Genomic DNA, 5,563 nt, shown 5'->3' on the forward strand with positions numbered 1-5,563 from the left:
GTCGGGCGGGTGGACGGCCTCCCCGGGCGGTCGGGATGAGCAGGGTGCTCAGCAGCTCGATGGTCGCGGTCGTGCCAGCGCCGTTCGGTCCGAGCAGGCCGAACAGCTCCCCGTTGCCAACCGTCAGGTCGACGCCGCGGACTGCCTGATCCTCCCGACGCTGGGGTCGTCACCATCCCCTGCGGCTGCGGTACGTGCGGCTCACCCCGACCGCCTCGATCGCGTGTTCGCTCGCGACACGCAGGCTAGAAGCGACCGGGACGGGTGCGAAACGAATTCGGATCGAGCCGAATGCTCAGGCCGAGGCGCTCACCGGCTCGTCACCGATGAGCTGCACCAGCGCCAGTCCGGCCGGTTCCAGGCCGTAGAGCACCCGTCGGCCCGCCCGGCGGCGGTGCACCACGCCGGCGGCCAGCAGAGCGGAGAGCTGCTCCGACACGGTGCTCGGGGCGAGCCCCAGAGTGGCCGCGAGACCGGCGGTGGTGGCCGGCCGCACCAGGGCCCGCAGCACCTGGGCGCGACCCCGGCCGACCAGCACCGCCAACCGATCCGTGGCCGGTGCGGTCCGGGGTGCCGAGGTGGGCCCACCCTCGGCGAGCACCACCGCCCCGCGCGCCTGGTAGGAGACGGCGACGATCTCCGGATGGTCGGTGGCGCAGACGAGTGCTCCCTGCGAGAAGATCAGGGGAATCAGCAGCAGCCGCTGGTCCACCGCCACGAACTGCTGCTCCGACGGCTTCACCAGCGTCAACACCGGCTTGTCCCAGCGCACCCGCTCGTGCAGGTCGGCCAGCAGGGCGTCCGGACCGTCGGCGGCGAGCGCCCGAGCCCGGTGCAGGACCTCCTCGTCCAGCGCTGCCCGCATCGCCGGCCACCACGGCGCGATGGCCGCCTCCCAGTACGCCTCGATGCCGTCGGCGAGCCGGTCCAGGGCGGCCCGCCGGTCCGTGACGAACGGGCCCAGCCACTCCGGCAGGTCGTCCGGGTCGTAGTAGCGGGGGATCTGCTCGGCGATCACCTCAGCCGGCGTCGCCCGCAGTTCGGCGAGTTGTTCGGCCAGGGTCGGCGCGGCCGACGTGGGGATCGGGCTGAGGAAGTCCGGTGCGGGTAGGCCGACGGTCAGCAGCCGGGCCGGCGCGGCCGCCGGCACCTCGTCGAGCACCCGCCGTGCGTGCCGCGCCCAGGCGGTGTACGGCCAGGGCACCTCTTTCGGAGGCCGGCGCAGCACGAACAGGCTGGTCAGCACCTCCCAGAGCGGGCTGGTGGCGATCCGGGTACGGCCCAGCGTCGGCTCGTCCAACTCGATCCGGATCACCCGGCCAGCCTAGGGTGCCGGCGCGCGCGTTTACTCGGCGGCGGTGCGGTGGGTGGGTCTTGTATCGTTGACGGCCGTAAGGCGATGACCCGGCCATCACCGGTGAGCCTCCGGAAGAACAGCCGGGCAACCGGCCCAGTAGAACCGGACGGGTGCGGCCCGTCACAGCCGGCAATGAGCGGGCGGTCGATCCTGACCGCCAAGCGGGGTGGTACCGCGGGCCACCGGGAGCGCCGTTCGAGGCGTACCCCGGATGGTTCGTCCTCGCAGACCCACGTTGCGTGAGCTGCATGAGGAGAGCGACCCCCGATGGCCTATCCGTTGCACGACCCGACCGCCGCCGGTGTCCCGGCGAGCCCGGACCTGCCCGCGGTCGAGCGCCGGGTGCTGGAGCACTGGACGGCCGACAAGACCTTCGAAGCCTCCGTCGAGGCCCGTCCCGCCGGTGACGACGGCAAGAACGAGTACGTCTTCTACGACGGCCCGCCGTTCGCCAACGGCCTGCCGCACTACGGCCACCTGTTCACCGGGTACGTCAAGGACGTGGTGCCGCGCTACCAGACCATGCGCGGGCGGCACGTCGAGCGGCGCTTCGGCTGGGACTGCCACGGCCTGCCCGCCGAGGTGGTGGCCGAGAAGCAGCTCGGCATCACCAGCAAGGCGGAGATCATCGACCTGGGCGTGGCCCGGTTCAACGAGGCCTGCCGCACCTCGGTGCTGGAGTTCACCCAGGACTGGGAGCGGTACATCAACCGGCAGGCCCGCTGGGTCGACTTCGCCAACGACTACAAGACCCTCGACCTGGACTACATGGAAAGCGTCATGTGGGCCTTCAAGACCCTGCACGACAAGGGTCTGATCTACGAGGGCTTCCGGGTGCTGGCGTACTGCTGGCGGTGTGAGACCCCCCTGTCGAACACCGAGACCCGGATGGACGACGTCTACCGGGACCGGCACGACCCGACGCTGTCGGTGTGGTTCGGGCTGACCGCCGACGAGTCCGCCCCGGAGCTGGTGCGCGGGCCGGTCAGGCTGGGCGTCTGGACGACCACGCCGTGGACCCTGCTGTCGAACCTGGCGCTCGCCGTCGGCCCGGACATCGAGTACGCGGTGCTGGAGCACCGGGGTTCCCCCGACCGCGAGGGCAGCGGGGAGCGCTACGTCGTCGGCGCGGCGCGGCTGTCCGCGTACGCCAAGGAACTGGACGGGTACGAGCAGGTCGGCACGGTGTACGGCCGCGACCTGGTCGGCCGCCGCTACACGCCGCTGTTCGACTTCCTCGTCGAGCAGGCCGGGGACAACGCCTACCAGGTGCTCGGCGCGGAGTTCGTCACCACCGAGGACGGCACCGGGATCGTGCACCTCGCCCCGGCGTTCGGTGAGGACGACCAGAACGTCTGCAACGCCGCCGGCATCCCCACCATCGTCACCGTGGACGACCACACCCGGTTCACCGCGCTGGTCCCGCCGTACCAGGGTGAGCAGGTCTTCGACGTCAACAAGCCGGTGATCCGGGAGCTGAAGGAGCGGGGGGTGGTGCTCAAGCAGGACACCTACACCCACTCGTACCCGCACTGCTGGCGCTGCGACACCCCGCTGGTCTACAAGGCGGTGTCCTCGTGGTTCGTCGCGGTGACCCAGTTCCGGGACCGGATGGTCGAGCTGAACCAGGAGATCAACTGGACGCCCGGCCACATCAAGGACGGCTCGTTCGGCAAGTGGCTGGCCAACGCCCGCGACTGGTCGATCAGCCGGAACCGGTTCTGGGGCTCCCCGATCCCGGTGTGGAAGTCCGACGACCCGAACTACCCGCGCCTGGACGTCTACGGCTCGCTGGCCGACATCGAGCGGGACTTCGGCGTACGCCTGAGCGACCTGCACCGGCCGGCGGTGGACGACCTGGTCCGCCCCAACCCGGACGACCCGACCGGCCAGTCGATGATGCGTCGGGTGCCGGAGGTGCTGGACTGCTGGTTCGAGTCCGGGTCGATGCCGTTCGCCCAGGTGCACTACCCGTTCGAGAACGCGGACTGGTTCGAGCACCACTACCCGGGTGACTTCATCGTCGAGTACATCGGGCAGACCCGCGGCTGGTTCTACACGATGCACGTGCTGGCCACCGCGCTGTTCGACCGGCCGGCGTTCCGCAACTGCCTCAGCCACGGCATCCTGCTCGGCTCGGACGGCCGCAAGATGTCCAAGAGCCTGCGCAACTACCCGGACGTCTACCACGTCTTCGACGCGTACGGCTCGGACGCGATGCGCTGGATGCTGATGTCCTCGCCGGTGCTGCGCGGCGGCGACATGGCGGTCACCGAGGCGGGGATCCGCGACGCCGTCCGGCAGGTGCTGCTACCGCTGTGGAACGTCTGGTACTTCTTCTCGCTGTACGCCAACGCCGACGGCTACACCGCCCGCCGCCGCACGGACTCCACGCACCTGCTCGACCGCTACGTGCTGGCGAAGACCAACGAGCTGGTGTCGACGGTCGGCGCGCAGATGGAGGCGTACGACATCTCCGGCGCCTGCGCCACCGTCCGCTCCTACCTGGACGCGCTGACCAACTGGTACGTGCGCCGCTCCCGGGACCGGTTCTGGTCCGGTGACGCCAACGCGTTCGACACCCTGTCGACCGTGCTGGAGACGCTGTGCCGGGTGGTGGCTCCGCTGGCGCCGCTGACCGCGGAGGAGATCTGGCGCGGGCTCACCGGGGAGCGTTCGGTGCACCTGACCGACTGGCCGGAGGCGAGCGAGTTCCCGGCCGACCACGACCTGGTCGCCGCGATGGACGCCACCCGGGCGGTCGCCTCGGCGGCGCTGTCGCTGCGCAAGGCCAAGGGTCTGCGGGTGCGGCTGCCGCTGTCGAAGCTGACCGTCGCCTCGCCGGCGGCGGAGCAGCTGCGTCCGTTCGCCGACCTGGTCGCCGACGAGGTCAACGTGAAGGCCGTGGAGTTCAGCGCGGAGCTGGCCGCGTACTGCGAGCAGGTGCTGACCGTGGTGCCCCGGGCTCTCGGCCCGCGGGTCGGCAAGCAGGTGCAGCAGGTGATCAAGGCGGTCAAGGCGGGCGACTGGGAGCTGGTCGACGGCGCCCCGGTGGCCGCCGGCGTCACCCTGGCCGAGGGCGAGTACGAGTTGCGCCTGGTCGCCGCCGACGCCGAGCACTCCGCGCCGCTGCCCGGCGGTGAGGGCGTGGTGGTGCTGGACACCGAGGTCACCCCGGAACTGGCCGCCGAGGGGCTGGCCCGGGACGTGGTGCGGGTCGTGCAGCAGGCCCGCCGGGACGCCGACCTGGACGTCTCGGACCGGATCGTGGTGTCGGTGTCGGCCTCCGAGGAGGTGCGCGCGGCGGTGGCCGCGTACATCGACTTCGTGTCCGGGGAGGTGCTGGCCGACTCGGTGGACTTCGCCGAGGGCCTCGACGGCTTCGCCGGCGAGGTGGGCGAGGGCGAGGGCGTGACGGTCACCGTCCGCCGGGTGTGACGTACCGGGGCGGGCGCCCTCGCCACCTCCATCGGGGGGAGCGTGAGGGCGTCCGCTACCGTGACACCGCCTGAATCCGCACGACCGCCGGAGGACCAGTGCCCCTGCTCTACACCATCGGCAAGTTGACCGTGGCGCCCACGCTGCGGTTGGCGTTCCGCCCGACCGTGGAGGGTCTGGAACACGTGCCGGAGACCGGCGGAGCGATCTTCGCCGGCAACCACCTCTCGGTGGCCGACGAACTGTTCCTCGGCACGGTCGTGCCCCGGCACCTGGCGTTCTGGGCGAAGTCGGAGTACTTCAAGGGCACCGGCGTGAAGGGCGCGATCTCGAAGTTCGTCCTCACCGGCCTGGGCGCGATTCCGGTCGAGCGGGCCGGTGGGCGGGCCGCGCTGTCCGCGTTCGACGCGGCGATCCCGGCGCTCAAGGGCGGCGACCTGGTGGTGGTCTACCCGGAGGGCACCCGCTCCCCGGACGGCAAGCTCTACCGGGGTCGGACCGGGGCGGCCCGGCTGGCCATCGCCGCCGGCGTGCCGATCATCCCGGTCGGCATGATCGGCACGGACAAGGCACAGCCGATCGGGGCCCGGGTGCCCCGCCCCGGCACCGCCAAGATCACGGTCCGGTTCGGCAAACCGCTGGACTTCAGCGGCCGGCCCGACGACCGCACCTCGCTGCGGCAGATGACCGACGAGATGATGAGCGAGATCCAGAAGCTCACCGGCCAGGAGTACGTGCCCCGCTACGCCCCGCCGCGCGCCCACCCGG

Annotated in this window: 3 protein-coding genes and 1 pseudogene; 2 read left to right on the forward strand and 2 right to left on the reverse strand. The window is 71.4% G+C overall.

Annotation, left to right across the window (positions count from 1 at the left end):
• Positions 1-127 (reverse strand): annotated as a pseudogene (locus F8271_RS29565) (hypothetical protein); the annotation flags it as partial.
• Between the two features lie 168 nt (positions 128-295).
• Positions 296-1,315: an ArsR family transcriptional regulator gene (locus tag F8271_RS29570; protein WP_151493111.1), complete on the reverse strand. Its 1,020-nt coding sequence runs from the start codon at positions 1,313-1,315 to the stop codon at positions 296-298.
• A 309-nt stretch (positions 1,316-1,624) separates the two neighbouring features.
• On the opposite strand from F8271_RS29570, the gene ileS reads away from it, so the two are divergent.
• Positions 1,625-4,795 (forward strand): isoleucine--tRNA ligase, encoded by a 3,171-nt coding sequence (gene ileS, locus F8271_RS29580; RefSeq protein ID WP_151493112.1) that lies wholly within the window; start codon positions 1,625-1,627, stop codon positions 4,793-4,795.
• 98 nt (positions 4,796-4,893) lie between these two features.
• Positions 4,894-5,563 (forward strand): 1-acyl-sn-glycerol-3-phosphate acyltransferase (locus F8271_RS29585; protein ID WP_151493113.1); only part of this gene is annotated, 670 nt, incomplete at its 3' end.

Origin of the sequence: Micromonospora sp. ALFpr18c (assembly GCF_008868155.1) — a bacterium.
Taxonomy (GTDB): domain Bacteria; phylum Actinomycetota; class Actinomycetes; order Mycobacteriales; family Micromonosporaceae; genus Micromonospora.

What these genes read in the sequence shown, in the direction of transcription:
- ileS (WP_151493112.1), top strand. Translation starts at nt 1,625, where the DNA reads ATGGCCTATCCGTTGCACGACCCGACCGCCGCCGGTGTCCCGGCGAGC.